The sequence below is a fragment of the Cedecea neteri genome (genome assembly GCF_000758305.1).
Classification (GTDB): domain Bacteria; phylum Pseudomonadota; class Gammaproteobacteria; order Enterobacterales; family Enterobacteriaceae; genus Cedecea; species Cedecea neteri_C.
On the sequence record NZ_CP009458.1, the window covers coordinates 3,229,641 to 3,254,174 of the forward strand.

Annotated in this window: 20 protein-coding genes; 12 read left to right on the top strand and 8 right to left on the bottom strand. The window is 53.7% G+C overall.

Annotated features, from left to right (window positions below):
• Window positions 1-429, top strand: coding sequence for a hypothetical protein (locus tag LH23_RS15200; RefSeq protein ID WP_039292746.1), 429 nt, complete (start codon window positions 1-3; stop codon window positions 427-429).
• 33 nt (window positions 430-462) lie between these two features.
• On the opposite strand, the gene LH23_RS15205 is transcribed toward LH23_RS15200, so the two are convergent.
• The 3 genes from LH23_RS15205 to LH23_RS15215 all read right to left on the bottom strand — a co-directional run bounded on the left by LH23_RS15205 (window position 463) and on the right by LH23_RS15215 (window position 3,057).
• Window positions 463-1,278, bottom strand: coding sequence for a MetQ/NlpA family ABC transporter substrate-binding protein (locus LH23_RS15205; protein WP_039292750.1), 816 nt, complete (start codon window positions 1,276-1,278; stop codon window positions 463-465).
• A 95-nt stretch (window positions 1,279-1,373) separates the two neighbouring features.
• A complete protein-coding gene (locus LH23_RS15210; protein ID WP_039292753.1) occupies window positions 1,374-2,042 on the bottom strand; it encodes a methionine ABC transporter permease in 669 nt (222 codons plus the stop codon).
• Window positions 2,035-3,057, bottom strand: coding sequence for a methionine ABC transporter ATP-binding protein (locus LH23_RS15215; RefSeq protein ID WP_039292757.1), 1,023 nt, complete (start codon window positions 3,055-3,057; stop codon window positions 2,035-2,037). The genes LH23_RS15210 and LH23_RS15215 overlap by 8 nt, the downstream gene beginning before the upstream one ends.
• Window positions 3,058-3,560: 503 nt before the next feature.
• On the opposite strand from LH23_RS15215, the gene LH23_RS15220 reads away from it, so the two are divergent.
• Window positions 3,561-5,249 (top strand): sensor histidine kinase, encoded by a 1,689-nt coding sequence (locus LH23_RS15220; RefSeq protein ID WP_039292760.1) that lies wholly within the window; start codon window positions 3,561-3,563, stop codon window positions 5,247-5,249.
• The gene (gene btsR, locus LH23_RS15225) at window positions 5,243-5,962 is read left to right on the top strand and encodes a two-component system response regulator BtsR (RefSeq protein WP_039292764.1); all 720 of its coding nucleotides are present in this window, start codon (window positions 5,243-5,245) and stop codon (window positions 5,960-5,962) included. The genes LH23_RS15220 and btsR overlap by 7 nt, the downstream gene beginning before the upstream one ends.
• Before the next feature lie 10 nt (window positions 5,963-5,972).
• Here btsR and yjiA read toward each other — a convergent pair whose 3' ends face one another.
• Genes yjiA through LH23_RS15240 form a run of 3 tightly spaced genes read right to left on the bottom strand, consistent with a single transcriptional unit; the run spans window position 5,973 to window position 9,365 of the window.
• Entirely contained in the window at window positions 5,973-6,938 is a 966-nt protein-coding gene (gene yjiA, locus LH23_RS15230; protein WP_039292767.1) for a GTPase, read from the bottom strand.
• Window positions 6,939-6,951: 13 nt separating this feature from the next.
• On the bottom strand, window positions 6,952-7,155 hold the full coding sequence (locus LH23_RS15235) for a YbdD/YjiX family protein (protein ID WP_008460696.1): 204 nt from the start codon (window positions 7,153-7,155) through the stop codon (window positions 6,952-6,954).
• Between the two features lie 56 nt (window positions 7,156-7,211).
• Complete coding sequence (locus LH23_RS15240; RefSeq protein ID WP_039292770.1) at window positions 7,212-9,365, bottom strand: carbon starvation CstA family protein; 2,154 nt, start codon at window positions 9,363-9,365, stop codon at window positions 7,212-7,214.
• A 697-nt stretch (window positions 9,366-10,062) separates the two neighbouring features.
• Between LH23_RS15240 and LH23_RS15245 the strand changes: the two genes are divergently transcribed.
• The 5 genes from LH23_RS15245 to cueP all read left to right on the top strand — a co-directional run bounded on the left by LH23_RS15245 (window position 10,063) and on the right by cueP (window position 15,966).
• Complete coding sequence (locus tag LH23_RS15245; RefSeq protein ID WP_052050494.1) at window positions 10,063-10,848, top strand: hypothetical protein; 786 nt, start codon at window positions 10,063-10,065, stop codon at window positions 10,846-10,848.
• 43 nt (window positions 10,849-10,891) lie between these two features.
• Window positions 10,892-11,377: a CS1 type fimbrial major subunit gene (locus tag LH23_RS15250; RefSeq protein ID WP_039292776.1), complete on the top strand. Its 486-nt coding sequence runs from the start codon at window positions 10,892-10,894 to the stop codon at window positions 11,375-11,377.
• Window positions 11,378-11,497: 120 nt separating this feature from the next.
• Window positions 11,498-13,990, top strand: a complete 2,493-nt coding sequence (locus LH23_RS15255) for a CS1-pili formation C-terminal domain-containing protein (RefSeq protein WP_231560133.1) — start codon at window positions 11,498-11,500, stop codon at window positions 13,988-13,990.
• A complete protein-coding gene (locus LH23_RS15260; RefSeq protein ID WP_039292779.1) occupies window positions 13,990-15,264 on the top strand; it encodes a hypothetical protein in 1,275 nt (424 codons plus the stop codon). Before LH23_RS15255 ends, LH23_RS15260 begins: the two co-directional genes overlap by 1 nt.
• A gap of 153 nt (window positions 15,265-15,417) precedes the next feature.
• Entirely contained in the window at window positions 15,418-15,966 is a 549-nt protein-coding gene (gene cueP, locus LH23_RS15265) for a copper-binding periplasmic metallochaperone CueP (RefSeq protein WP_039292782.1), read from the top strand.
• 42 nt (window positions 15,967-16,008) lie between these two features.
• Here the strand turns inward: cueP and LH23_RS15270 are convergent, their stop codons facing one another.
• Entirely contained in the window at window positions 16,009-16,557 is a 549-nt protein-coding gene (locus tag LH23_RS15270; protein WP_231560134.1) for a helix-turn-helix transcriptional regulator, read from the bottom strand.
• Window positions 16,558-17,274: 717 nt separating this feature from the next.
• On the opposite strand from LH23_RS15270, the gene pgaA reads away from it, so the two are divergent.
• From pgaA to pgaD, 4 genes are read left to right on the top strand one after another with little or no spacing between them, the layout of a single operon-like run.
• Window positions 17,275-19,716 carry a poly-beta-1,6 N-acetyl-D-glucosamine export porin PgaA gene (gene pgaA / locus LH23_RS15275; RefSeq protein WP_039292788.1) on the top strand — a complete coding sequence of 814 codons (2,442 nt, stop codon included), beginning with the start codon at window positions 17,275-17,277 and terminating at the stop codon, window positions 19,714-19,716.
• A gap of 8 nt (window positions 19,717-19,724) precedes the next feature.
• Complete coding sequence (gene pgaB / locus LH23_RS15280; protein ID WP_039292791.1) at window positions 19,725-21,740, top strand: poly-beta-1,6-N-acetyl-D-glucosamine N-deacetylase PgaB; 2,016 nt, start codon at window positions 19,725-19,727, stop codon at window positions 21,738-21,740.
• Complete coding sequence (gene pgaC, locus LH23_RS15285; protein WP_039292794.1) at window positions 21,733-23,061, top strand: poly-beta-1,6-N-acetyl-D-glucosamine synthase; 1,329 nt, start codon at window positions 21,733-21,735, stop codon at window positions 23,059-23,061. Before pgaB ends, pgaC begins: the two co-directional genes overlap by 8 nt.
• Window positions 23,061-23,516 carry a poly-beta-1,6-N-acetyl-D-glucosamine biosynthesis protein PgaD gene (gene pgaD / locus LH23_RS15290; RefSeq protein WP_039292796.1) on the top strand — a complete coding sequence of 152 codons (456 nt, stop codon included), beginning with the start codon at window positions 23,061-23,063 and terminating at the stop codon, window positions 23,514-23,516. Before pgaC ends, pgaD begins: the two co-directional genes overlap by 1 nt.
• A 43-nt stretch (window positions 23,517-23,559) precedes the next feature.
• Here pgaD and LH23_RS15295 read toward each other — a convergent pair whose 3' ends face one another.
• Complete coding sequence (locus tag LH23_RS15295; RefSeq protein WP_039292799.1) at window positions 23,560-24,465, bottom strand: LysR substrate-binding domain-containing protein; 906 nt, start codon at window positions 24,463-24,465, stop codon at window positions 23,560-23,562.
• Window positions 24,466-24,534 lie beyond the last annotated feature (69 nt).

The window sequence follows — 24,534 nt, forward strand, 5'->3', positions numbered from 1 at the left end:
ATGTTATTTAACGACACCGCATCCCCCGTTCTTGATGTACAGGGGCCGCCACCCTGGCTGGCTATCCTTGCTGATGAGGCGAGCCTGCAAGGCGTGGTGCTGAAAGCGCCGGTTCACGGCAAAACGGCGATTCTGGAGATCCTGAAAGCGGCCATTCCGCTGTATGACTTCCAGCGCTTTACTTACCGGGATTATGTCAACGAACGGTTTTTTATGGAGTCTTACCGCGCAAGCGTGGACGGCGTGGCCGTGGAGTGCGCAGTGTGGGTGCATATCAATGAGCAAGGGCAGGCAAATTCGCTGATGATTCACCATCATCCGCTGCCTGCGGCGCTCTATTTTTCCCAGCGGATGTGGCAGCAGGTTGATGAAAAGTATCGTGAACTTTACCTCAGCCCGGAGGAATATGCGGCGCTAACTCGTGGGTAAGAAGAGGGGCGCACAGCGCCCCTTTTTTTCGTATTACTGATTAACCGGCACAACCGCGCCGTGATATTTCTCGTTGATCCAGTCCTGAATCTGCTTAGAGTGCAGGACTTTCACCAGTTCGACGATGTCATGTTTTTTCACGTCGGCGCTGTGAACCGTGATGATGTTGGCATACGGGTTGCCTTCGGTGCTTTCGACGGCAATCGGATCTTTGATTGGGTTCAGACCTGCATCAAGCGCGTAGTTGGCGTTGATCACCACCGCATCACCTTCGTTGTTGGCGTACATTTGCGGCAGCAGGGCGGCTTCAATGTCCGCTTTGAACTGCAGATTTTTCGGGTTGCTGGCGATGTCGCTGATACGTGCGTTAACCGGCTTCACGCCTGGCTTCAGAGTGATCACACCTTCGCGCTGGAAGATGGCCAGAATGCGGCCTTCTTCGGCCACCGAGTCACGCAGAATGATTTTGCCGTTCTGTGGCAGATCTTTCAGGCTTTTATACTTCTTCGAGTAGATGCCGATAGGCTCCACGTGGATAGCCCCGGCGCTGACGAAATCGTAGTTTTTATCGCCTTTATGATCCTGCAGGACTGAATCCAGATAGGGCTGATGCTGGAAGTAGTTGGCGTCAATCTCATGCTCGGCCAGCGCCGTATTCGGCAGGATATAATCCTGGAAGGTTTTAATCTCAAGATCGATGCCTTCTTTCGCCAGAATCGGCTTCGCCTGCTCGAGAATTTCCGCGTGTGGCACGTTGGAGGCGCCCACAATCAGTTTTTCAGCGGCGTTGGCGTGAAGACTTAACGCAGTTAAAGAAGCCAGAGCTAACATCATAAACTGTTTTTTCATTATTTCGTCCAGTCGTGATCGGTGATTAAAAGTGCATTGCCGTGGAATTCCAGGCGGCAGAGTGCGTCTCTGTCGCCCGAAATATGTTGAAATCGTTAGCGCTTATCGAGCAGGTTGGTGATGCGGTCGCCGATAAACTGAATAATGAAAACGATCGCTAAGATAGTGGCCGTGGCCACCAGCGTGACGTCGTTATGGTTACGCTGGAACCCTTCCAGGTAGGCGAGGTTGCCTAAACCGCCTGCGCCGATAACCCCGGCCATGGCGCTGTAGCTCACTAGCGCAATCAAAGTCACGGTCATCCCGGAGACCAGTGCAGGGGAGGATTCAGGCAGCAGCACGCGGAAAATCAGCGTGTGGGTTTTGGCCCCCATCGAACGCGTGGCTTCGATGACCCCTTTATCGACTTCGCGCAGTGCAATTTCCACCAGGCGAGCGTAGAAAGGTGCCGCCCCGACGATCAGCGCCGGCAGCGCGGCATTGGTACCCAAAATAGTGCCGACCAGCGTCTTCGTGAACGGGATCAGCAGGACGATCAGAATGATGAACGGAATCGAGCGGAAGACGTTGACCAGCACGGTCACCACCGAATACACCAGACGATTCTGCAGCAGCTGGCCACGAGAGGTGAGAAACAGCAGCACGCCGAGAGCGATACCGAACACGAACGTTGCCACTCCCGACCAGGCCGTCATGTAGAGCGTTTCACCCGTGGCAGCCCACAGTTTGTCGAGTTTTAAATGCGGGAAGTATTGCTCAAGCATGTCGAATAACCTCAGTCTCTACCCGCTTTTGATTCAGGTATTGCACAATATTTTCTAGCTGGCTGGCGTCATCCATATGGACATACAGCTCGCCAAACGCACCGTCTACCGTCTGGGTGATGTTGCCGTGCAGGATATTCAGCGCGACGTTGAAATGCTGAATGACATCGGCAATCACCGGCTGCCTGGCTTCTCCGCCGGGGAAAATCAGCTTCAGAATGCTGCCGCTGATGCCCTGAACCCAGAGCGGATTAAACGGTTCGCTGGGCGTATTCTGCCCCGCAATCTGACGCACAAATGTTTGCGTAATGGGTTGCTTCGGGTGAGTGAAAATATCCAGTACCGGGCCTTCTTCAACGATTCTGCCGTTTTCCATCACCGCCACGCGCTGGCAAATTTTGCGTACCACATGCATCTCATGGGTGATGAGGACGATGGTTAAATTGAGCTGGCGGTTAATGTCGAGCAACAGATCGAGAATCGCGTCGGTCGTTTGTGGATCCAGCGCCGAGGTGGCTTCGTCACACAGTAAAACGTCCGGATTATTGGCCAGCGCGCGGGCAATGCCGACTCGCTGCTTTTGGCCGCCGCTAAGCTGAGCAGGCCAGGCATTTTCGCGCCCCTCCAGCCCCACGAGCTTAATAAGTTCGTCAACGCGTTGCTGAATCTGGCGTTTATTTACACCGGCAATTTGCAGGGGGAAGGCAATATTCTCGGCAACGGTTCGGGACCACAGCAGATTAAAGTGCTGAAAGACCATGCTGACTTTTAGACGAGCCTGACGGAGCTGTTCTCCTTTGGCCTGGGCAATATCCTGGCCTGCGACAACGATCGAGCCAGAAGTGGGTTTTTCAAGCCCATTTAATAATCTGATTAATGTGCTTTTACCCGCGCCGCTGTAACCAATAATGCCGTAAATCTGCCCTTTATTGACGCTGATATTAATATTGTCTACGGCGGTAATTGCGCCATGCTTGCTGGCAAATATTTTTGATACGCCCGAAAGAACGATCATTATCCTGGTCCTTAACTGCTGAAAATTTTCACAACGTAACAGCATGATATGCTGCTGGTTAGCGCGTACATGCGGTGTTATGGCGTTGGGCCATTATTATTTGGCTGATACTACCTGCTAATGGCGCTGGTCAGAAGAATATAAAAATATGACTTATAGCCATAAGAAATATAAATAAGTGATGGCAGTTTTTTGCTCGAAATTAATACTCTTTAGCAAAAATATGGCATTGCTTATGTTTAAATTGGTTAATTAAGTACGTTGAAATAACCATCAGCATCGAAGTGGATGATAAATAATTGACGGGTTATTGAGGGTCTTTATTAATGCCCATGCTCTGGTTGATAATTGTGCACCTTGGTTTTTTTAGTTTTAAATCTGAGCTTCTGGGGCTGTTCTGGCTCTTATTTTTCTTCCCAAATTTAACAAATCTGCGCCATGCCCCGGAAATTTTATTCTCATCACGGTATCTTTCCCGCCTCGAGAGCGGAGATTGTCTGAAGATGTACGAATTCAATTTAGTCTTGCTGCTACTGCAGCAGATGTGCGTGTTCCTGGTCATAGCCTGGTTAATGAGTAAAACTCGACTGTTTATCCCCCTGATGCAGGTGACCGTGCGCTTACCCCACAAGCTGCTGTGCTACATCACCTTCTCGGTTTTCTGCATTATGGGTACCTATTTTGGCTTGCATATCGAAGGGTCCATTGCCAATACGCGTGCCATCGGTGCCGTGATGGGCGGCCTGTTAGGTGGGCCAGTGGTGGGCGGGCTGGTTGGGCTGACTGGTGGGCTGCATCGCTACTCTCTCGGCGGGATGACGGCGCTGAGTTGTATGATTTCCACCATTGCGGAAGGGCTGATTGGCGGCTTAATCCACAGCGTTTTAATCCGGCGAGGCAGAACGGACAAATTGTTCAGCCCGCTGGTCGCCGGAGCGACGAGTTTTGTCGCCGAACTGGTGCAGATGATCATTATCTTGCTTATCGCCAGGCCTTTTGAGGACGCGCTCCACCTGGTGGAGAGCATCGCTGCGCCGATGATGGTCACCAACACATTAGGGGCCGCCATGTTTATGCGTATTCTGCTGGATAAACGCGCGATGTTTGAGAAATATACTTCCGCGTTCTCTGCCACCGCGCTGAAGGTCGCGGCCTCGACCGAAGGGATTCTCCGGCAAGGATTTAACGAACAAAACAGTCTGAAAGTGGCGAAGGTACTGCACCAGGAACTGGATATCAGCGCCGTGGCGATCACCGACCGGGAAAGGCTGCTGGCGTTTATCGGCACCGGGGCCGACCATCACCTGGCGGGCAAGCCTATTTCGTCCGGTTACACCTGGCAGGCCATCGAAAATAACGAAGTGGTTTACGCTGACGGCAATGAGGTGCCTTATCGCTGCTCGCTCCATCCGAACTGCAAGCTGGGGTCGACGCTGGTTATCCCGCTGCGGGGTGAAAATCAGCGGGTGATCGGCACCATAAAACTCTATGAGGCGCGCAACCGGCTGTTTAGCTCGATCAACCGCACGCTCGGCGAAGGGATTGCGCAACTGCTGTCGGCGCAAATCCTGGCCGGGAAATTTGAGCAACAAAAAGCGCTGCTGGCCCAGTCCGAGATCAAGCTGCTGCATGCGCAGGTAAACCCGCACTTCTTATTTAACGCGCTGAACACGCTTAAGGCGGTTATCCGCCACGATGGCGACAAAGCCGGGCAACTGGTGCAGTATCTCTCGACGTTTTTCCGCAAAAATCTCAAGCGCCCCTCTGAAATCGTCACGCTTTCCGATGAAATTGAGCATGTGAATGCCTATCTGCAAATTGAGCTGGCGCGTTTCCAGACGCAGTTGGCGGTGGAGTGGCAGGTGCCAGACGAGTTGGCAAATCAGCGTTTACCGGCCTTCACGCTACAGCCGATTGTGGAAAACGCCATTAAACACGGCACCTCCCAGCAATTAGGCCACGGAATGATTACTATTCGTGCCCGTACCGAGGGACAAGACGTGCTGGTGGATGTTGAGGATAACGCCGGGTTGTACCGGCCAAAAGAGAACGGTAACGGACTGGGAATGAATCTGGTAGACAAGCGGCTGCGGGCGAAGTTTGGCGAGGATTATGGCCTGGATGTGAGCTGTGAACCCGATCGTTTTACCTGTATCACCGTGCGTCTGCCCGCCGAGGAGTTGGTATGTTGAGAGTATTGATTGTGGATGATGAACCGCTGGCGCGTGAGAACCTGCGCGTCCTGCTTGAGAACGATAGTGAGATTGAGATAGTCGGGGAATGCGCTAATGCGATAGAGGCGATTAGCGCGGTGAACAAGCTGCGCCCGGACGTGCTGTTTCTCGATATCCAGATGCCGCGCATCAGCGGGCTGGAAATGGTAGGTATGCTCGACGAACGCCACCGCCCGCGCATTGTGTTTCTCACCGCTTTTGATGAATACGCGGTGCAGGCTTTTGAGGAATGTGCTTTTGACTACCTGCTAAAACCTATCGAGGCGCAGCGGCTACAAAAAACGCTGGCTCGCCTGCATCAGGAGGCCGAAGCACAGGATGTTTCCCGCCTGCCGGAAAGCCAACAGCCGCTGAAATTTATCCCGTGCAGCGGCCACAGCCGCATCTGGCTGTTGCAGATGGAAGAAGTGGCCTATGTCAGTAGCCGGCTGAGCGGGGTGTATGTCACCAGCCGCGATGGCAAAGAAGGTTTTACCGAATTAACGCTGCGTACGTTGGAAAGCCGCACGCCGCTGCTGCGCTGCCACCGACAATATCTGGTGAACATGAATTATTTGCAGGAGATCCGCCTGGAGGATAACAGCCAGGCGGAACTGCTGCTGCGGGATGGCCGCACCGTGCCGGTGAGCCGCCGCTATTTGAAGTCGCTGAAAGAGGCGGTGGGGCTTTAAGGTTAGTCCTCTACGCGGCAGGCTTTAATCCGGCAAAAGCGTCGCGGATTTCAGCCTCCGGCAGAGAAATGCCAATAAAGACCAGCGTACTTTCCGGCGTCTCATCCGGCTGCCACTCTCGGTCCCAGTCGGCGCTGTAAAGGCGCTGCACGCCCTGGAACAGCAGGCGACAGGGCTGGTCTTCAATCCACAGCATCCCTTTGTAGCGAAGCAGGTTGTTGGCAAAGCCGGAAAGCAGGTTCTCCATCACGGCAGACACGGCGGACAGCGCAACCGGGTAGTCCAGCGTTACCACAATGGATGAAACCTCATTTTGCTGCGGAGCAATGCGGTGGAAGCGAGGCTTAGTCGCCACAACGTTTTCTTCCAGCATAAAGCCGCGGGTGTTAAACAGCAGCGCAAGGTCGATATTGCCGTGCAGAATAGGGTAAACCGGCGCGCGTGCGTTAATGCGCTGCAGGCGTTCGATCAATGCAGCAGATTCACCGGCCACATCGGTTTTGGTCAGTAAAATGCGGTCGGCGTAGCCGATTTGCGACTGGGCGAGCGGGAACTGATCCAGCTGGGAGTCGGCATGTACCGCGTCAACCAGGGTGATTACGCCATCGAGCAGGTAACGTTCGCAGATGATTTCATGGGCGAAAAAGGCCTGCAGGATAGGGCCAGGGTCAGCCATTCCCGTGCATTCGACGATGAGCCTGTCGAAGTGAATTTCACCTTTGTCCCGGCTCTCTAGCAGATCCAGAAGCGCATCTTCCAGCTCGCTCGACCGCGTGCAGCAGATGCAGCCGTTGCTCAGGGTGGTGATGCGGGTGGCGCGGTCACCAATCAGCTGACTGTCGATAGGCGTTTCGCCAAACTCATTTTCAATAACGGCAATCTTCTCGTCCTGTTGGGTATGCAGGATATGACGCAACAGGGTGGTTTTCCCTGCGCCCAAAAAGCCAGTTAATACGGTTACTGCAATCGGTGTCATCGCGTCCTTCCTGTTAACAGCAGCGCATGCCGCCTTTACCGTCTCCGCCGTAGCGCGCCTGCTGGCGTTCGCGGAAGAATTCTTTGTAGGTCATGGGCGGCTGATCCGGGTGGTTCGTCTGCATATGCAGCACATAGGTATCGTAGTCCGGAATGCCAACGAGCATTCTTGCCGCCTGGCCGAGGTACTTTTTTGCAGCCCCTAAGTTATCAAACATTAGTCGCTCCTTTAGTGATTTAAGCCCCGCTAATGCGGGGCTGTCGTATGAAGCGATCAGTGGCCGGAAGAAATCTTAATGCCTTCCTTCGGTACCGGCTGATAAGGCGTTTCTTTGTCCGTTGGCTGGTCGGATTTACGCGCCTCTTTCCAGGCCTTAATGCCGTAGAAAATGATGCTGTAAACCACCACCAGGAACAGAATACTCAGGCCCGCGTTGGTGTAGTTATTGACGACGATGTGGTTCATGTTGGCGATTTCTTGCGCCGTCAGATCCGCACCACCGGCGGCGATTCGCGCCTTATACTGGTTGGCCATGAAGAAGAAGCCTTCCATCTGTGGGTTGCTGCTGAACAGCTTCAGGCCCAGCGCCCAGGTGGTGCAGATAAGCAGCCAGACCGCAGGTACCACGGTGACCCAAATGTACTGGGTACGCTTCATCTTCACCAGGACCACGGTGGCCAGCACTAATGCCACGGCCGCCAGCATCTGGTTGGAGATGCCAAACAGCGGCCACAGGCTCTTCACGCCGCCAAGCGGATCGACCACGCCCTGATATAGCAGGTAGCCCCAAAGCCCAACGCAGCCTGCGGTACCGATGATACCGGCTACCAGCGAGTCGGTTTTCTTCAGGAACGGGATAAAGTTACCCAGCAGATCCTGCAGCATAAAGCGGCCTGAACGGGTCCCGGCATCCAGCGCGGTAAGAATAAACAGCGCTTCAAACAGGATCCCGAAGTGGTACCAGAACCCCATGTCGGCGACAGGCACAATTTTGTGGAACACATGCGCAATCCCGACGGCAAGCGTAGGTGCGCCACCTGCGCGGTTAAGCACGGAAGGTTCACCGATGTCTTTCGCCGTTTGCAGGATTTGTTCCGGAGAAATCACGAAGCCCCAGGAACTGACGGTGGCGGCCGCGTGCGCGGTCACTTCTTTCAACTGCGCCATAATCATCGGGGCGTTTTCCCCGCCCAGCTCGTGCAGGTTTGGCATGGTAAAGCCCAGACCCGCCGGTGGCGTATTCATGGCAAAGTACAGACCCGGCTCAATGATGGACGCCGCCACCAGGGCCATAACGGCCACAAATGACTCCATCAGCATGGCGCCGTAGCCGATAAAGCGAGCATCGGTTTCACAGGCCAGCAGTTTTGGCGTGGTGCCGGACGCGATAAGCGCGTGGAAACCGGATACGGCGCCGCAGGCGATGGTGATAAACAGGAACGGGAACAATGCGCCTTTCCACAGCGGGCCGGTACCATCCACGTACTGAGTAATGGCCGGCATTTTCAGCTCTGGGTTGAGGATAACGATGCCAATCGCCAGACCGACGATAACGCCGATTTTCAGGAAGGTTGCCAGGTAATCACGTGGCGCGAGGATCAGCCAGACCGGCAGCAGGGCAGAAACAAAGGCATAGCCGATAAGCGTAAAGGTAATGGTGGTGTCTTTAAAGGTCAGCGCCGGGCCCCAGTACGGGTCGTGGGCAATCACGCCGCCAAAGTAAATCGAAGCGACCAGCAGCACAATCCCGATCACGGACACTTCACCAACCCGACCCGGGCGAATAAAGCGCATATAAATGCCCATAAACAGGGCAATCGGCACCGTCGAGCAAACGGTAAAGACGCCCCACGGGCTTTCGGCCAGCGCTTTCACCACGATAAGCGCCAGCACGGCCAGGATAATAATCATGATCAGGAAGCAGCCGAACAGGGCAATAGTGCCCGGCACCGGCCCCATCTCTTCTTTGATCATCTCGCCAAGGGAAGCTCCGTTTCGGCGCGAGGAGATAAACAGCACCATAAAGTCCTGCACCGCCCCGGCCAGCACAACGCCCGCCAGCAGCCAGAGTACGCCGGGCAAATAGCCCATCTGTGCCGCCAGAACCGGGCCGACCAGCGGCCCCGCACCGGCTATCGCCGCGAAGTGGTGGCCAAACAGAACGTTACGGTTGGTTGGGACATAGTTCAGGCCGTCGTTATTGATGACGGCCGGTGTGGCACGCGTAGGATCCAGCTTCATCACCTTCTGGGCGATGTAGAGGCTGTAGTAGCGGTAAGCCACCAGATAGACCGACACCGAGGCGACGACGATCCACAGGGCGCTGATGTGTTCCCCCCGTCGCAGGGCGACGACGGCCAGACAGCAGGCCCCGATGATACCCAGAATCACCCAGGGTATATGTTTGAGAAATTTATTTTTATTCATAATTCATCCGTTTGTCAGCCCCGGCGTCATGCCTGATTACCGCCTTGCTGAACCTGGTTGGTGTAAAAGAAGGGCATAAAAATAGGCCAGCTATAGCGTGACGATTTTTACGGCAAGAGAGGGAAAAGAGTGGCCGAATGGTCGTATTCAGGGCTAAGCGGTTGTGGGACAGGCTAAGCGGTTTTAGCTTGTCGCTAACTCACTGAAAATTGTGATTTAGATCCCATGATAAGCAGAGGTGATTTAATGATATAGCCGGTCTGGTTTCAATTAGGCTGAGAGTAAACTTCGTTACGGGCATTGAAATAAATGACAGGGTAGCGTTTACAGGAACTATTGAGCGTAACGTTTTATTACGACTGAATTAAGATTTCATTTTATGCGCATTATCAATACATGGGGTCATGTTAAGCGTTTGGTCTTTTGTTTGACCGTTTTATTGCAAAGACGAGGTGTGGTATTTCAGGATGGCGGGAGTAAGCGTGTTGTCTATATTAAACTCATGTATGCCAGTGCTTTATTAATAAGGGGGTTTTATTATTAACCTTTTAAAACATAGACTTACATGATCCTTTATTGTTGTATGTTAATTGATAATGTTTGTTATTTGTTTCTTAATTAAGGCGTTTTGCGTTGTGCAAATCGTGCTGGCAGGCATAATTCGCAGCGGTTGAAGTTTATTTATGGCGATACCTTTATGTCTTTATCAGAAAAAAATACGGCTACAACAGAAAGAAGTGCGATATCCACACTCTTGCCTTTGACTGTGTTAATGGCTCTGGCTATGCCGGCAGTCGCTGGCCCGATGATCAATGTGGGGCCGTTAAATGAGTATGTTTATTCCGGTAAAAACACCCTGGCTAAACGTATTTACAACTCCGGGGATGCCACCGCATTTGTTCGCGTTGAGGTTAGTGAAATTATTTATAACGAACATAATACGGCAAAGGAGACTCCGCTTGATAATGAGGCCATTATTAACGGGCAAGGCGCCGGGATTATCTCGTCACCGCCACGATTAATTATCCCTGCGGGCGGAATGCAAACCAATAGATTGGTCTATACCGGCTCTCGGGATAAAGAGTCTTATTATCGCGTGCGTTATATTCCCGTCGTGCCGAAGAACATGGATGAATTTACGCTCAGCAATGATGAAGTTAAAAAATACCAGGACGCCATTAACGCCAGCGTCAGCGTGCTCACCGGGTTTGGCACCATAGTGACCGTTCATCCCGATAATGTTCGCTTCGATACGCACATTACGGATAAAGGTAAAAAACTGCGGATCAGTAACAAGGGTAATGCCTCTGTAGTTATCAGCGATCTGAAATCCTGCGATGCACAACTTAAAGATTGTAGTCCACCCGTCAATATTCAATTAAGGCCCGGTCGGAGCCTGGAGCGGGGCATTGTGCCGCAAAAAATCTGGCACTACACGCTGAATGAAGGCAGTCAAAAAAAGGCGCTGAAATCAGGTTCGTAATTTGAAGTAACACTGTTCTATTTATTATCAAAAGGAATGATATATGTACGCAAAAAAAATGACTTTACTGGGTGCCCTTCTGGCGACCGCATCGTCGGTTAACGCAGCCCCTCAGCAGGTTGATTTCAACGTAGAGGCGGTGATCCCGGCGACTGATTTCTTCGTCACGCCGGTTAACGGCTGGAATGCTCAGACGCAAAAAATGGCATGGAATGCCGCGACCGGCTCTCTGGATGGATTTTCTCAGCAGCTGCAAATGAAAAATTCCGGCGGGAGTATCAAAGCCTATCTGTCCGGACAGCCGGTACTCAGCTCGGCCAGCGGCACGGATACCATCGATCTTCTTGTGAATATTGCTGGCCAGACTTTGCCGATTGACGCCGCGTCAGCGGTAACACTGTACAGCGCTTCCGAAGCCGCAGCAGAGAAAACGGCCACCCTGACGGTGAGCCAGAAATCTGGTACTAAACCTACGGCCGGGACTTATATCGGGGCTGTGACCATGATGTTTGATACCGAAACGCCTTAATTTTAGTGACGGCAGTATTGATGGTTTGCTCGGTGAATGATCAATCGTGAACTGAGGAGAAAAGAGAGAGGGATTTCTCTTTTCTTTCATCCGAAAAGATAATTTCAGGCGTTTAACATTATGGGATTCTTGCGTCCATTAACAGGGTCGTTATTTCTGATTATCAGTAGTGCGAATACGTGGGCGCAGACTGAGCCGCTTGCCAGCCAGGCCGCCGCTATGCCGGATGATTTTCAGGCGCATTTCTTTAATGCCCCGCTTTCAGCCCGCATCATGGTAGATAACAGGGTCCTCGGCGATGCCATGATCATGGTGACGGCAGATAACCGGGCCAGGATTATTCATTTTACCGATAACGGCGACAGTGAATTTAGCGAGGCCGAACGCCAGCGCTGGTTAAAGGCGTTCACTGACTTTGTTACGCTGGGAAAATGCAGTGACCATGTCTGTCCGCCGGGATTGCTGGCGGCGGATTACAGCCTGAGTGATGCCCGTCTTGTTTTACTCACACAGCAACCGGGGAGCGAGGCGAGTAAGTACTGGTATACCTTACCTGAGGATGGGGATTCGGGCCTGCTGTTGAATAACCAGCTTAACCTCAGCGGCAGTGAACAACAGTCCAGCCTGAGCTGGAACGGGGGCCTGGAGGCCGCGCTCGGGACCTGGACATTAATGAGCCAGTTTCAGCATGACCAGACCCGTAGCAACAGTATGGGCAGCACTTCCCGCCATGCAATGACGTCTCTTTACGTTCAGCGTGAGTTTCAGCAACACTTTCTCCGTACCGGGCTATTTACGCCGAACAGCCAGGGCCTTTTACGTCAGCCTTATACGCCAGGGGGGAGAGTCAGCACGCTAGCGGGAATAATGGCGGGCAGCGGCGATGCATTACTTAAGGGCGCGGATATTCCGGCGCTTTATCCCGTCTACGTCTCCGCCAACCGGGAAGGTGTGGCTGAAATTTACCGCGACGGCACCCTGATAAATTCTCAACCTGTTGAACCCGGCCTGCAAATGTTAGATACCGTCCCGCTGCCTGCCGGTATCTATGAAGTTGAAATTCGCCTCATTGAAGACGGCCGTGAGAGCAGTAGGGTCACTGAAACTATTAATAAACCCACCCGCTGGAAAACGCCGGGCCAGCGCCTGCGCTACAACGTGTTCGCCGGGCAGCAACAGACGCTGTGGAACAGTGACAAAAGTGAAGATAACGGGGAATTTGCGGCCGGGGCCAGCGTGAATTACCTGCTGCATCCGCTGGCGACGGTCGGCGTGGCCCTGCAGAAAACGGGGGAAGAGCATCAGGCCGGGGTTTCACTCGACTGGCAGGCGGCAAAGCCAGTGCAGCTCTACGGCAATGTCTGGCGCAGCAACATCACGGGCTACGGGTTTGATACCCAGGGGATATGGACACATGCGCAGGGCAACGTGGCCCTGAGCCACAGCCGCAGCTGGTATCGCAGTGAGGATGAACCCTACAGGTACAGTACCCGGGCGTCGATCGATCACAGCAGCACACTCTCTACTACCTGGCGCTTTAACAGCGAAAACAGTCTTAACGCACGGCTGACGCACAGAAGTCGCAATAACGGCATCGGGGCAGACGTGGGCTTTAACACCCGCACCGTACTTGCCGGGAACGCCATTAACTGGCGACTTGCCGCCTTTGACCGGCCTTACGGCAATACCAGCTCTCTGCGTAATCGGGGCGTGAGCCTTTCCGCCAGCTTCGCGCTCGGCGGGCAGAAACGCAGCGGCAATATCAGCCTCGGCAGCCGAACGGATACCAACGGCAGCCGGGATCTCTATACCTCCGCCTCGGTCAATCAGACCTGGGACAAAGGCCCCGTGAAGATGACGACGGCGACGCTGACGGCGGACCGCCACGGCGCAGGGTTCAGCACTTACAACCAGTTTGATACGCCGATGATGGCGGGCACTTTCTGGGGGCAGAGTTCAACGCTGGACGGCAGGCTGTCTGGCGGCATTAACACCGGCAGCCTGGTGGCGGTGGGAGGCGGTCGGGCCACGATATCAAAACAGGCGGCACATTATCAGGGCGGGGGCATGATAGTGGATGTGTCATCAGATGATAAACAGGCTGAACTGGTGGCACTCTACCCGGGCGGTACAGTGCCGCTCAAACCGGGCAGGAACTTTATTCCGGTAGATGTCTGGAAACCGGGCACGGTGCAGATTGACTTCCCCGGCACGGAAGCACCGGCCCTGAAAGTCGAGCCTGAGTACCTGAGCTACCAGCATGTGCGTGGGGGCGTCAGTGCGCATTCAGTGAAAGTGATGAAGACGGTGACGGTGATGGGGCGCCTGGTCGACGGTGACGGACATGCTCTGGGTGGTGCCCACGTGGTGAATCATGCGGGCAGAACGGTCTCCGAGTCAGACGGGGTGTTCACCCTGGAAGTCCATGAGAATAACCCGGTGCTGGCGGTCGAGCACCGGTCGATATCTCAGTGCGAAATCCGGCTGAATCCCACCACGCAGAAAACGGCCGATGAGATTATTTTCCTCGGCAATCTCACCTGCGACGGATTACCGCTGGCGGGGAACACTGGGAATGCTGCCCGTAAAGCAGCAAAGAATAAGGACATATAATGTATATCCGGCCGAAAGATAGTTTCATATCTATAATTTCATTTATATTCCATACATTAAAATTAATATCTTTATCCGCTCTGCTTACCCTGACCATGCTGTCAGTCGCCAGGGCAGCAACGGTGGATGTGACTACTGAATTTATTGCTGACCTGTCGAAACCGCAGAATAATAGTTTTGTGAATACCACACCTGTTTCGGGGTTTTGTAATATTCCCACCGTTACTTGTAGTTCGGGAGAGTTTAGTATTTTAATTCCCGGGTTAGATGGGGTGAAATACTTTGATTATACGTCCAAAGATTTTTTACGTAATCACCCTTCAGGCTCATTTGATGGAACGGGAAAAGATGTGATACTAACCGAAGTGAATACGAGACAGAAAATCCAGGGGCAATTTCGCTTTACAAATTTTGGTGTTAAATATGTTCGAATGGATGAAAACAGTGGTCACCTGAGTAATGCACTTGTTACGATGGGTCCTGTTGTAGGGAATTGTACGAGACGAGCAGCTGGGGGGGGCGGGGGAGGCATAGCCTATTGGGGATTGAAAATACCTAAAGAGCGAGTTACTTGCTATCAGGCGCTTAGTAGTGGGTCGTTAGGTCTATTTCAAGGGGATATTCGTCTTGAAGAGATCAGTTTTGGCTATACGTTGGATGTGCCTAATCCACTGGGCATTTATTCCGGGGAATATGAAGGCGAAGTGGTTTATTCCGTTGGTGACGGCGGAGATATTGACTTTAATGCTGAAACAACCTCCGACACTGAAATTAGAATAAAAATAAAGGCTACCGTTCGGCATGCTTTTCAGCTCAAATTCCCGTCAGAAGGTGATATCAAGGTAAGTCTTGCGCCCAGAGGTGGCTGGAGCCAGTGGGTGAACGGTGGTCGTGTCCCGGACTCGCTGAGCCAAGAAGTCCCATTCACCTTGTCGTCGACTTCTGGTTTCACCGTTAATATGCGCTGTGAATATGACTCGGGGACTGGATGTGCGCTACGGGAAACAACATCCCCCACAGGAGAAAAAATACCGCTGGAGGTTTCTCTCACATTACCGGGTTATAAGACGGAAAACGGAACAGAAGCCAGAAATCTGCTGTTGAATTCGTTACCGGCTGGCCATGTTATTTTACCTCCCGGCGAGTTTGTTATTCATCGTCGCTCACAGATTGACTTCAGGGTACCGAAACCCGGTGTTGAAATGATGGTGAAATCCCCGGGCTCAACCTGGCAGGGAGCCGTGACGCTAGTGTTTGATACTCAGGTGGACTAGCAATGTCGAAAATAGCTGATTAAGATCAATTAAAACTTTATAAAGTCATAGCCTTACCTTTCTTTACCGTCACACCTTTGACCTTCCCCTTGGGGGAAGGTGTATCGTCCGCGCCAGTCATTTCAGAAACCTCCCTTTCTAAAAGGAAACAGAATGAAAACACGTATCATGACGGCGTTACTGGCGCTAACCCTTAGCGGTTCTGCACTGGCAGCAACCCCTGAAGCCAATGCCTTTCTGGCGAAACATGGGCTGGCGGGAAAAACCGTTGAGCAGATGGTGGAGGCTATCGACCAGTCTCCGCAAACGCGTCCGCTGGGTTACAGCGCTGGCATTACCAGCCGTGCGCTGGTGCTTTCGGACGGGCAGCAGAAGTTTAGCTATCCGCTGGGCGACAAATTCTATCTGTCGTTTGCGCCATATCTACAGCAAACGCACCCTTGTTTTAACCACAGTCTTTCTGGCTGCCAGGGTGAGCTGGCCAATACGGCTTTCGACGTCAAAATTACTGACAAAGCGGGCAAAGTCCTCCTGAACAAAACGCTGACCAGCCAGCAGAACGGCTTCATCGGCGTGTGGCTGCCGCGCAATACCGAAGGGACGGTCAGTGTCAGCTACCAGGGGCGTTCCGCGCATTCCGCTTTTGCTACCTTTAATGACAGTCAGACCTGCATGACCACATTGCCGTTGCAGTCATCCTGAGTCAGAAGGGCGGCGGCTACGCCAGCGCTGCCGCCGCCTGAATCACGGATAGTTGTTTTCTTCATCAGTATAAATAAGCAGACAGGCCTCGTTAAAATTCGTCAGGCCCAGTCTTTCGTAAAGCTCATTCCGCCTGCGATAAAGGCTTTTTAGTGAGGTATTAAGTTTTTCCGCCACGGTTTCCATGGGCAAGCCCCGTCTGAGCCATGCCATCATCAGTCGCTCTTCCTGAGTCAGTCGCATGCCATAAAACCATTCCCCCGCCTGACGGTCGAGCTTCACTTTTTGCAGCACCCAGAACAGCGCTTCAACCTCCCGATGCGGCATCGACATATCGAAGCTCCACTTTTGCCTGAGCGGAAAAAGTTCAGTGTGGCGCATATCCAGTACGATGCAGCGCACCGGCGCCTCAGCTTTCTCTGCGCTGGTGATAATATTTTCCCACTGCACCAGCGGTAGCCGGCTATCCACCAGGATAGCGTACTCTTTGTAGCCGTAGCTGAAGCTCCTTCTGCCCACTGAGTGCAGCAGAATAATGTCCGGAAAATAACTTTGTATTCCCTGATAAAGATAGCGATCTTGTGTGATCAAAATTGTCGCATCCACCGCAGCGTATCCCTTTAATATTACTCGAATCCAAATGCCTGACCATTGATATCATGGGTCAGCGTGTACACAGCGTGTGTCTCTATTTCATGACAAATGAGCTAACTTACCTTGAGGTAAGTTAGGTGGTGTTTTTACTTATTGTTTGGCAAGGTATTGATGTCGTGGGGATATCCTTTTTATTTTTGATAATAAAAATTATAAATAAAAAGGAATGTGAGGGAAGAGTCTGGTTTTTAAATTAGGATTTTTTGCCAGGAAATCTCCTGATTAATACATTGAATTTCACCTGATCTTATCGGTAAAAACATCAATCATAATATTTCTTTATTTTTGTTTTGCTTGGTTTGTTTTTTTAATCAATGTGTTACGTGTTTTGTTTTGTATGGCAAATCGTTCATTGAAAAGCCGGTGCAGAGTATTCTTAAAAGCATGTTTTGGGCCATTAGGAAGTGTTCACAAAATTATTCATGGTGACTTATCATTCTTGCTATCAGACCTAATGTGTAATCAACGTTATTTTGAGTTTGTTCCTAATGCCTCGTGGAGGGAAAAACGTTAGGGCCAGATATGCCTGTGCAAATAAATGCTCTGGGTCTCAATAGGATTTTACCGTGTGAATTTCATCCGCTAATGCCGGTATCAGGTATTCAAAATGCGGTGGATAAACCATGCTCATTCATAATGGAATAATAGATATTTATGGAACAGCGGCTGAGTATCAATAAGTTATTCTTTTATCGTGGCGTGAAGCTTTCGGTATTTTTAATCATGCCGGGATTACTTCCAGCGCAAGGGATGGGGGCAACATCGCTCTATGACAGCCAGGTATTACAGGCGCGAAACGGAGATTATCAACCTCTGCTTGAGGCATTAAAACGTGAGGCGAAGCAAAGAGCGCTCAACCCGGAACAGGTGGCCGACTGGCTGCAGGTTGCCTCCTGGGCCGGACGCGATGATGAAGTGGTCGACGTGTGGCAGCGTTATCAGGAGCGTACTGCTATCCCGGCTCGTGGGATCGCCGCCACTGCACAATCCCTGCGTAATCTTCATCGCTGGACGGAGTCACTTTCCCTGTGGGAGCAGGCGCTTCAGCTTTCCCCCGCTAATGATGACTACCGTATAGGGCAAATCAAAACGCTGGCCGACGGGCAAAAAGCCTGGCAGGCCAGAGAGAAAGCCCTGCACCTGGTCGAGGAGAAGCCGACGCTGGCGCATTGGCAGGCGCTCTCTTATGTCTATCTTCGGCAGGGAAAAACCTGGGACCAGTTGTTAAGCGACACGCACGCCCTGGCGCTTGCCCCAGGGGATAAAACGGCGCTGCAAAACCTGATCTCCAGCCTGACCGCGAACAGGGTGAATACGCCGGCGCTGGCGTTAGCCAGGCAAGCGAACCTTCCGGCAAATGAGCGCAGAAGTCTGGAGCTGAACGCGTTGGCCGAAATGGTGCGCATGGCTGAAACCCCTCCTGGGGAGGAAAAAGCCCGCTTTACCGTCGCGCAGCGGGCGTTAGATCGCTACGACGCTTTGTTCGCCAAATGGCGCGGTAATCCTCAGGCTCAGCAGGACATCACGCGGGCGCGTATAGACCGGCTTGGCGCGCTCTATGCCCACAATGATTACCCAACGGTCATTCAGGAATATGAAGCCCTGGCCGCAGAAAACGTGGCTGTCCCGCCCTGGGCTTTACGGTGGGTTATTGCGTCTTACCTGGCAGCAAAGCAGGTAGAAAATGCGCAGGCGCTAACGCCGCAGCTGTTCAGCGGCGCGACGAATGAGAATGAGCAGGCGATGTTTTATGCCTTGCTGGACAGTGGCCAGTACGACGCCGCAGGTCGTTATCTGCAAAACCTTGCTCAGGTAACACCTTACCGCCGCTACGTGCCGGGTTTTCCGAATCCCGTACCGAACGATCGCTGGCTGGAAGCGAAAACACTCTCGCTGCAGTATCTCTTATCGACCAATGCGTTGCCGGAAGCCCAAGCTCTGTCCCAGCGGCTGGCCAGTACCGCGCCGGGCAATCAAGGGTTACGTATCGATTATGCCAGGGTTTTGCAGGCGCGCGGGTTGCCGCAGGCGGCTGAACGAGAGCTAAAAAAGGCGGAGGTGCTTGAGCCGTCCAACCTCGAGCTTGAGCGGCAGCAGGCCTATGTCGCGCAGGATCTGCACGAGTGGCGGCAAATGGATCTGTTGACCGACGATGTGATGCTGCGTGCCCCGCTGGATATTGCTTCTCAGCGGCTGAACCGAACGCGTGAGATTCACCGCATGTCCGAGCTGCGCATTAACGGCCAGCAGGGGCTCCACTCCGATACACCCGTCAGCGGCGCGCACGATTTTAGCTGGGATATGGCGATTTACGGTCCGCCCGTCGCAGACAACTGGCGACTGTTTGGTGGTAACCGCTTTAACAGCGGGCGTTTTGAAGAGGGGAAGGGATCCAGCCGCAGCGTGTTTGGGGGCGTCGAATGGCGGCCGCGCAATAGCTGGGTCGAATTTGAACTGGCGAACAATAACTTTAACGGCGGCAATAAGCCGGGCGGGCGCGTTTCGGCCTGGCACAGCTTCAGCGACAGCTGGCGAGTAGGAGGCGAGGTGGAACGTCTGGCTCGGGCAACGCCGTTGCGGGCTTTGCGCAACGGGGTAAGTGCGAATCAGGCCAACCTGTGGGTGCGCTGGCATCAAAACGAACGGCGTGAATATCAGCTCGCGACCACGACCAGCTGGTTTTCAGACCATAACCACCGCCAGGAATATGCCTTACAGGGCAAAGAACGGCTGTGGCAGACGGCGCGGATCACGCTCGATCTGCAGCCCGGCGTGGCATACAGCACCAACAGCAAGACCGACACGGTGTATTACAGCCCGAAATGGGACTTATCCGCCGCGCCGACACTCGCCGTTAATCATGTGATGTACCAGCGCTATGACACCGTCTGGAGCCAGCAGATCAGCGCCGGAGCAGGCATTTATCGGCAAAAAAATTACGGGGCGGGGGCGATGACGTCGCTCGGATATGGCCAGCGTATCCAGTGGAACAACGTCCTCGACACCGGGGCCATGTTGAACTGGGAAAAGCGGCCCTGGGATGGCAAGCGGGAGACGCATCTTGCCGTCGCTTTTGATGCGAATTTACGATTTTAAGGACAAACATGCTGACCAACAGTTTTCGCCTCGGCCTGATCGTTTTTGGCTGGTTATTGACTTTTTCTGGCCTGGGCGCGCAGGAGATTCACTTTCTGCCGCCGAAAGAACGGCCTCTGCCTGAAGCCAACCGACCCTGGCCAAAGAATCATTTTCTGGTGCTGGCTTACCATGATGTTGAAGACCGCGATCCCGATCAGCGCTATCTGGCTGTGCGCACCAGCGCCCTTAACGAGCAAATAAGCTGGCTGCTGCAAAACGGCTACCGCGCGGTCAGCGTGCAGTCGATTCTGGACGCCCATCGGGGTGGAGAGCCGCTGCCGCCAAAGGCATTTTTGCTCACCTTTGATGACGGCTACAGCAGCTTTTACACCCGCGTATGGCCGCTGCTGAAGGCTTACAATGTTCCCGCGCTCTGGGCTCCTGTCGGCAGTTGGGTCGATACCCCAACAGGGAAGAACGTTGATTTTGGCGGGCTAATGACCGCCCGCGATAAGTTTGCCACCTGGGATATGGTGCGTGAACTTAGCCAGTCCCCGCTGGTTGAGATCGGCTCTCATACCTGGGCGTCACATTACGGCATTCAGGCGAACCCCCAGGGCAGCCGTGAGCCTGCGGTGGCCAATCGGGCATGGAATAAAGTCACCGGTCAGTATGAAAGTGACGAACAGTTCACCCGACGTATTGGCGACGATGCGCGCCAAATCAGCCAAAAAATTGAGCAGGTGAGCGGGAAGGTGCCTCGTGCCTGGGTCTGGCCTTATGGCGCGGCTAACGGCACCTCACTCAGCGTGCTCAAAAAGCAGGGTTACCAGATGGCGTTCACGCTCAATGATGGCCTCGCTGACGCCCGCGATCTGGACAATATTCCGCGCGTGCTGATTTCCGGCAATCCAACGCTCAAAGCGTTCGCCAGCATGGTGAGCCGCGTCCGGGAGGCGGATCCGGTGCGCGTTATGCATGTGGATCTCGACTATGTCTACGACCCGAATCCGGTGCAGCAGGCGAAGAATATCGATGCGCTGGTGCAGCGGGTGTCTGACATGAAAATTAGCCATGTCTTTTTGCAGGCGTTCTCAGACCCGCTAGGCGACGGCAACATCAAGTCGCTCTATTTTCCCAACCGCTGGCTGCCCGTACGTGCCGACCTGTTTAACTTCGTTGCCTGGCAGCTACGTACCAGGGGTGATGCCAAAGTGTTCGCCTGGTTGCCGGTGCTCTCGTTTGATCTGAATGCCGCGCTGCCCAGGGTGCAAAGCTGGGACGCCGCCAGCGGGAAAACGCATCGGGCCACCAGTCCTTATTTACGGCTTTCCCCATGGAACCGGCAAGTTCGACATCAGATTGTCGACATCTATGAAGATCTCGCCCGGCATGCGGTGTTTGACGGCATTCTTTTCCACGACGACGCGCTGTTGACGGATTTTGAAGATGCCGGGCCGGACGCCATGACCGCTTACCGGCAGGCGGGGTTTGAGGGCAGCATCGGCGATATTCATCAAAACCCGGCTGAACTGCAGCGCTGGACACGCTTTAAAAGCCAGACGTTGATCGAATTCACGCGCACGCTGACCGATGCGGTGCGGAATATTCGTGGCCCGCAGATAAAAACTGCCCGAAATATCTTTGCGCTACCGATTCTGGAGCCGGAGAGCGAGGCGTGGTTCGCGCAAAACATTGACGATTTCCTGGCGACCTATGACTGGACGGTGCCGATGGCGATGCCGCTGATGGAGTCAGTGCCGCTGGAAGAGAGCAACAGCTGGCTGGAACGACTGATCAAAGCCGTGGCGACGAAGCCTTCAGGAATGAATAAAACCATTTTTGAGCTTCAGGCGCGTGACTGGAGCCACAAGGCGCAGCAAGGCATCGCCGATAAACAGCTGGTGGAATGGATGCAGCTGCTGCAGCTGAACGGTGTGAAGCATTACGGCTACTATCCCGACGATTTCATCAATAACCAGCCTGATATTTCACATATCAGACCTGAAATTTCCTCTTACTGGTACCCAAACAATGACTGATCGTCTTCTTTCCTTGCTGATTCTGGGCCTGGTCTTTGGGCTACCGCTTGGCATGGCGGCGGTGTTTACCGGGAAAATCCTGCTGGACTTTGTGTTCTTCTGGCCGCTGTTCATGTCGGTGCTGTGGATGACCGGCGGGCTCTATTTCTGGTTCCGGCTGGAGCGCCACTGGCCGTGGGGCAAAGATGTGCCACCGCCGCAGCTGGAAGGCAATCCGCTGGTCTCTATCCTTATCCCGTGTTTTAACGAAGGCAAAAATGCCCGCGAAACGATAGAGGCCGCGCTGGCCCAGCGCTATACCAACATTGAGGTGATCGCCATCAATGATGGTTCGCGCGATAACACCGCTGAGATCCTGAACAAACTTGCGCAGGAATACCCGAAGCTGAGGGTGATTCATCTGGCCGCTAATCAGGGCAAAGCTGTGGCCCTCAAAGCCGGTGCTGCCGCTGCGCGCGGAGATCTGCTGGTGTGCATCGATGGCGATGCCTTACTGGAGCGGGACACGGCGGCTTATCTTGTGATGCCGCTGATTCGCCACCCTAACGTGGGTGCTGTGACCGGGAACCCGCGGATCCGCACCCGCTCGAACCTGATTGGCCGGATCCAGGTCGGCGAGTTTTCTTCGATAATCGGGCTGATTAAACGTACCCAGCGTATTTATGGCCGTGTCTTTACCGTTTCCGGCGTGATCGCCGCTTTTCGCAGACAGGCGCTGGCGGATGTCGGCTACTGGAGCCCGGACATGATCACCGAAGATATTGATATCAGTTGGAAACTGCAGCTGCATCACTGGACGCTCTATTTTGAGCCGCGCGCGCTGTGTTGGATCCTGATGCCGGAAACCCTTAAAGGGCTCTGGAAGCAGCGTCTGCGCTGGGCGCAGGGAGGGGCGGAAGTGTTCCTGGTCAACCTGCGTCGCCTGTTCCGCTGGGAACACCGCCGGATGTGGCCGCTGTTTATGGAGTACGTACTCTCGACGGTCTGGGCCTTTGCCTATGCGATCACCATCCTGCTGTTTATTGCCAGCCACCTGACCACGCTGCCGGCAAACCTGGTGGTTGAAACGCTCTTTCCGCCGGAGTTTACCGGGCTGCTGCTGGGCGTGATGTGCCTGATGCAGTTCCTGGTCAGCCTGTTCATCGAGCGGCGCTATGAAAAGCGAATAGCCGGATCGCTGTTCTGGATTGTCTGGTTCCCGCTGATGTACTGGATGATCGGCCTGTTTACCACCCTGGTGTCGTTCCCGAAAGTGATGCTTAAACGCCGCCGCGCTCGCGCGCGCTGGGTAAGTCCTGACCGTGGAAAAGGAAGAATATGATGCAGACCAACACGCTGATATTGACCGAAGACCGACTAGGGCCGCGCCTGTTCGACGGTCTGATAACCGCCATTGCCTGGGCTGGTTTCCTGTACTTTGTGTGGAAAAACCTGCTGCTTCAGCTGATGTTATTGCCCGACCAGCGCGGGGAAATCGTCGCACAGTCGCTCAATTCCGTGCTGCTGTATTTACTGATTGCGGCCATAAATGGTTGGCTGCTGATCCTCTGGTATCAGTACAGCCTGCGCAGGTACAGCGACCGATACCGCGACGAGCATAGCCCGTTCCAGCTTGGCGAGCTGGCCCGCAGCTTTAACCTGTCGACGCAGCTGGTTTCCGAGATGAGCAGATATAACCAGTTAACGGTTTATCACGACCAGATTGGGCAGATAATCGAGCTTAAAAATAATCGTGTAGAAAGCGAGGCGGATTTTCCGGAGGAGGGGCCTGTGTAGACTCCCATCAGATGGGGGGCTGGAGCCCATTTGCCGGAAGATTTTAGCGCAGCAGCGTCAATGTGTCGGGCAATTGCTGAGGCGCCGCTTCTTTTAAGGCATCGCCCAGCAGCGTGATATGGGCTAAACGCGCCGAGTGCTTCGGCCAGACAAGCCAGTAGCCATCTCCGCTGGCAATCGCTTCGGCAAACGGCAGCGCGAGCTGGCCACTCTGGATTGCCGCCTGGCATAACAGCGCATCACCGATTGAAATGCCGTGGCCGCTGATGGCCGCCCGAATGCCCTGTTCCAGCGTGTCGAATACCGTGCCACGCGCAATATTAAGTTCGTTGAATTTTCCGGTGCGCTTTAGCCATCTTCGCCAGTCACGGCGATCCGGAGAGGGATGAATCAGCTCGCAGCGAGACATGTCCATGCGAGCCTGTTCAACCTGGGCTGGCGAGCACACTGGCACCAGCCACTCCTCGAACAGCAAGCGGGACTCCGTTCCTGCACCAAACCGACCATCGCCCAACAGAATCGCGCAGTCATAAGGCTCGTGGGTAAAGTCCACGCTATCGGTATCCATCCACACGCTGGTCATTTCTATTTCCGGCTTAGCGTGCCGCTGCCGGAAGGCGCTCAGCACATCCAGCAGCCAGCGCATGGTCAGCGTCGACGGTGATTTTAAACGCAGTTTACGGTTGCCGCTGCGAAATGCATGGCAGGCCTGATCCAGCCGATGAAAGCCCTCCGAGAGCTGCATCGCGAGCGCGTTACCGGCGGCAGTAACCTCGACTTTGGGGCCGTTACGGTGAAACAGCTCGCATTCGAACCAGGCTTCAAGCGTGCGGATATGCCTGCTGATTGCGCCGGGCGTGACGTTTAGCTGCGCGGCGGCTTTGCTGAACGAACCTGACCGGGCGGCAACCTCAAACGCACGCAGCGCATAAAGTGGGGGGAGCGTCATAACAGAGCGCCTCTATTGTGAGTATTACTCACATTGAATCGCAGTTTTTTCCGTTTTTCAACGCCTGAA

What these genes read in the sequence shown, in the direction of transcription:
- LH23_RS15220 (WP_039292760.1), top strand. Translation starts at nt 3,561, where the DNA reads ATGTACGAATTCAATTTAGTCTTGCTGCTACTGCAGCAGATGTGCGTG.
- LH23_RS15295 (WP_039292799.1), bottom strand. Translation starts at nt 24,465, where the DNA reads ATGACGCTCCCCCCACTTTATGCGCTGCGTGCGTTTGAGGTTGCCGCC.
- pgaC (WP_039292794.1), top strand. Translation starts at nt 21,733, where the DNA reads ATGACTGATCGTCTTCTTTCCTTGCTGATTCTGGGCCTGGTCTTTGGG.
- LH23_RS15200 (WP_039292746.1), top strand. Translation starts at nt 1, where the DNA reads ATGTTATTTAACGACACCGCATCCCCCGTTCTTGATGTACAGGGGCCG.
- pgaD (WP_039292796.1), top strand. Translation starts at nt 23,061, where the DNA reads ATGCAGACCAACACGCTGATATTGACCGAAGACCGACTAGGGCCGCGC.
- btsR (WP_039292764.1), top strand. Translation starts at nt 5,243, where the DNA reads ATGTTGAGAGTATTGATTGTGGATGATGAACCGCTGGCGCGTGAGAAC.
- LH23_RS15240 (WP_039292770.1), bottom strand. Translation starts at nt 9,365, where the DNA reads ATGAATAAAAATAAATTTCTCAAACATATACCCTGGGTGATTCTGGGT.
- LH23_RS15255 (WP_231560133.1), top strand. Translation starts at nt 11,498, where the DNA reads ATGGGATTCTTGCGTCCATTAACAGGGTCGTTATTTCTGATTATCAGT.
- LH23_RS15235 (WP_008460696.1), bottom strand. Translation starts at nt 7,155, where the DNA reads ATGTTTGATAACTTAGGGGCTGCAAAAAAGTACCTCGGCCAGGCGGCA.
- LH23_RS15205 (WP_039292750.1), bottom strand. Translation starts at nt 1,278, where the DNA reads ATGAAAAAACAGTTTATGATGTTAGCTCTGGCTTCTTTAACTGCGTTA.
- LH23_RS15210 (WP_039292753.1), bottom strand. Translation starts at nt 2,042, where the DNA reads ATGCTTGAGCAATACTTCCCGCATTTAAAACTCGACAAACTGTGGGCT.
- LH23_RS15250 (WP_039292776.1), top strand. Translation starts at nt 10,892, where the DNA reads ATGTACGCAAAAAAAATGACTTTACTGGGTGCCCTTCTGGCGACCGCA.
- LH23_RS15260 (WP_039292779.1), top strand. Translation starts at nt 13,990, where the DNA reads ATGTATATCCGGCCGAAAGATAGTTTCATATCTATAATTTCATTTATA.
- LH23_RS15245 (WP_052050494.1), top strand. Translation starts at nt 10,063, where the DNA reads ATGTCTTTATCAGAAAAAAATACGGCTACAACAGAAAGAAGTGCGATA.
- pgaB (WP_039292791.1), top strand. Translation starts at nt 19,725, where the DNA reads ATGCTGACCAACAGTTTTCGCCTCGGCCTGATCGTTTTTGGCTGGTTA.
- cueP (WP_039292782.1), top strand. Translation starts at nt 15,418, where the DNA reads ATGAAAACACGTATCATGACGGCGTTACTGGCGCTAACCCTTAGCGGT.
- pgaA (WP_039292788.1), top strand. Translation starts at nt 17,275, where the DNA reads ATGGAACAGCGGCTGAGTATCAATAAGTTATTCTTTTATCGTGGCGTG.
- LH23_RS15215 (WP_039292757.1), bottom strand. Translation starts at nt 3,057, where the DNA reads ATGATCGTTCTTTCGGGCGTATCAAAAATATTTGCCAGCAAGCATGGC.
- yjiA (WP_039292767.1), bottom strand. Translation starts at nt 6,938, where the DNA reads ATGACACCGATTGCAGTAACCGTATTAACTGGCTTTTTGGGCGCAGGG.